The sequence below is a fragment of the Epibacterium ulvae genome (assembly GCF_900102795.1).
Lineage (GTDB): Bacteria > Pseudomonadota > Alphaproteobacteria > Rhodobacterales > Rhodobacteraceae > Epibacterium > Epibacterium ulvae.
This window is the reverse complement of sequence record NZ_FMWG01000026.1, coordinates 1-3,319: the sequence shown is the minus strand read 5'-3', so window position 1 is coordinate 3,319 and position 3,319 is coordinate 1. Positions and strand designations below refer to the sequence as shown.

At 52.0% G+C, this 3,319-nt stretch carries 1 tRNA gene and 2 rRNA genes; all 3 read left to right on the top strand.

The annotated features are described in order from the left end of the window. A 23S ribosomal RNA gene (locus tag BLP79_RS19325) occupies positions 1–2,635 on the top strand; the annotation flags it as partial. A 250-nt stretch (positions 2,636–2,885) separates the two neighbouring features. Beyond that, positions 2,886–3,000 (top strand): 5S ribosomal RNA (gene rrf / locus BLP79_RS19320). A 187-nt stretch (positions 3,001–3,187) separates the two neighbouring features. Next, positions 3,188–3,264, top strand: a tRNA-Met gene (locus tag BLP79_RS19315). Positions 3,265–3,319 lie beyond the last annotated feature (55 nt).

The window sequence follows — 3,319 nt, the reverse complement described above, 5'->3', positions numbered from 1 at the left end:
AATACATAGGTCTTTAAGAGCAAACCCGGGGAACTGAAACATCTAAGTACCCGGAGGAAAGGAAATCAATTGATACTCCCCTAGTAGCGGCGAGCGAACGGGGACCAGCCGAGCCTGATGAGTGAATAGAATGTGTTGGGAAGCACAGCCATAGTGGGTGATAGCCCCGTATATGAAGCTCTGATGGACGTATTAAGTAGGGCGGAACACGTGAAATTCTGTCTGAAGATCGGAGGACCACCTTCGAAGGCTAAGTACTCCTTACTGACCGATAGCGAACCAGTACCGTGAGGGAAAGGTGAAAAGCACCCCGACGAGGGGAGTGAAACAGTACCTGAAACCGAACGCCTACAATCAGTTGGAGGATCTTTACGATCTGACAGCGTACCTTTTGTATAATGGGTCATCGACTTGGTCTCACATGCAAGCTTAAGCCGTTAGGTGTAGGCGTAGCGAAAGCGAGTCTTAATAGGGCGAATGAGTTTGTGGGATCAGACCCGAAACCGAGTGATCTAGGCATGACCAGGCTGAAGGTGCGGTAACACGCACTGGAGGGCCGAACCCACACCTGTTGAAAAAGGTCGGGATGAGTTGTGCCTAGGGGTGAAAGGCCAATCAAACTCGGAGATAGCTGGTTCTCTGCGAAATCTATTTAGGTAGAGCGTCATCCGAATACCCCGGGGGGTAGAGCACTGGATGGGTAATGGGGCCCCACAGGCTTACTGATCCTAACCAAACTCCGAATACCCGGGAGTACTAGATGGCAGACACACTGCGGATGCTAACGTCCGTAGTGGAGAGGGAAACAACCCTGACCTCCGGCTAAGGCCCCTAATTCATGGCTAAGTGGGAAAGCAGGTGGGATGTCCAAAACAACCAGGAGGTTGGCTTAGAAGCAGCCATCCTTTAAAGATAGCGTAACAGCTCACTGGTCTAATTAAGACGTCCTGCGGCGAAGATGTAACGGGGCTCAAGCCATGAGCCGAAGCCGAGGATGCACATAGTGCATGGTAGCAGAGCGTAGTGTGACATAGTTCCATGCGTCTTTAACCTTCTCCGGAAGGTCTTAGACGCAAGGAACTTTCGATGAAGCGGGCGCGTGAGCGATCCCGTGGAGAGATCACTAGTGAGAATGATGACATGAGTAGCGACAAAGAGTGTGAGAGACACTCTCGCCGAAAGTCCAAGGGTTCCTGCTTAAAGCTAATCTGAGCAGGGTAAGCCGACCCCTAAGGCGAGGCCGAAAGGCGTAGTCGATGGGAACCAGGTTAATATTCCTGGGCCAGATGGTAGTGACGGATTGCAAAGGTTGTTCATCCTTATCGGATTGAATGGGCAGCTCAGCAGTCCCTGGAAATAGCTCCATCATAAGATCGTACCCTAAACCGACACAGGTGGACTGGTAGAGAATACCAAGGCGCTTGAGAGAACGATGTTGAAGGAACTCGGCAAAATACCTCCGTAAGTTCGCGAGAAGGAGGCCCGGTTCCAAGGCAACTTGGAGCTGGGGGCACAAACCAGGGGGTGGCGACTGTTTATTAAAAACACAGGGCTCTGCGAAGTCGCAAGACGACGTATAGGGTCTGACGCCTGCCCGGTGCCTGAAGGTTAAAAGGAGAGGTGAGAGCCTTGAATTGAAGCCCAGGTAAACGGCGGCCGTAACTATAACGGTCCTAAGGTAGCGAAATTCCTTGTCGGGTAAGTTCCGACCTGCACGAATGGCGTAACGACTTCCCCGCTGTCTCCAACATCGACTCAGCGAAATTGAATTGCCTGTCAAGATGCAGGCTTCCCGCGGTTAGACGGAAAGACCCCGTGCACCTTTACTACAGCTTCGCACTGGTATCAGGATTGTGATGTGCAGAATAGGTGGTAGGCATCGAAACCGGAACGCTAGTCCCGGTGGAGCCTCCTTTGAGATACCACCCTTCGCACTCTTGATACCTAACCGCGGTCCATTATCTGGATCCGGGACCCTGCGTGGCGGGTAGTTTGACTGGGGCGGTCGCCTCCTAAAGAGTAACGGAGGCGCGCGAAGGTGGGCTCAGAGCGGTCGGAAATCGCTCGTTGAGTGCAATGGCAAAAGCCTGCCTGACTGCGAGACTGACAAGTCGAGCAGAGACGAAAGTCGGCCATAGTGATCCGGTGGTCCCGAGTGGAAGGGCCATCGCTCAACGGATAAAAGGTACGCCGGGGATAACAGGCTGATACTGCCCAAGAGTCCATATCGACGGCAGTGTTTGGCACCTCGATGTCGGCTCATCTCATCCTGGGGCTGGAGCAGGTCCCAAGGGTACGGCTGTTCGCCGTTTAAAGAGGTACGTGAGCTGGGTTTAGAACGTCGTGAGACAGTTCGGTCCCTATCTGCCGTGGGTGTAGGATACTTGAGAGGAGTTGCCCCTAGTACGAGAGGACCGGGGTGAACGTTCCACTGGTGGACCAGTTATCGTGCCAACGGTAGTGCTGGGTAGCTATGAACGGAAAGGATAACCGCTGAAGGCATCTAAGCGGGAAGCCCCCCTCAAAACAAGGTATCCCTGAGGGCCGAGGTAGACCACCTCGTCAATAGGCCGGAGATGTAAGCGCAGCAATGCGTTCAGTTGACCGGTACTAATCGCCCGATAGGCTTGATTTGTTCCAGTAACAGATAGTGTTACTTCAAATCAAAAGCATACAACCCCAACAAAACAAGACTTGGAATAAGGTCGAATTTGTGAAACCAAATTCAACCGAGTTGATTGTACATCCGACGAAAGATGTTACGCATGGGCCAAATGCTCCGTGACATAATATCTGGGTGGTCTCTCGCGCATTTGCTTCGCAAATACGCTGCCGACCACTCAACGCTTTGCTTCGCAAAGACGTCGGACGTGGATTTTTCTTGGTTTGGTGGCCACAGCACAAGTGAAACACCCGGTCCCATCCCGAACCCGGAAGTTAAGCACTGTCGCGCCGATGGTACTTGGGCTTAAGCCCTGGGAGAGTAGGTCACCGCCAAACCTAGTAAAATCCACAAAACTCTCAAGACGATAACAAAAAAAATACCCCTCAAAAGCCCCGGCTCAAAAAAGGGGAAAACACCAAAACAGACAAATCTGTCGCGGTGAAAAAGATCAAAACCGTGCGACACCGGAACATGATCTCATGGCTTAAATAAGCCCATAAGGGCAAAAGCCCAAAAAAGCGTCGCGGGATGGAGCAGCCAGGTAGCTCGTCAGGCTCATAACCTGAAGGTCGTAGGTTCAAATCCTACTCCCGCAACCAATAATAGCATAATATATCATGTTGTTGATGTTAAAGATGCCAAACCGGCCGCATC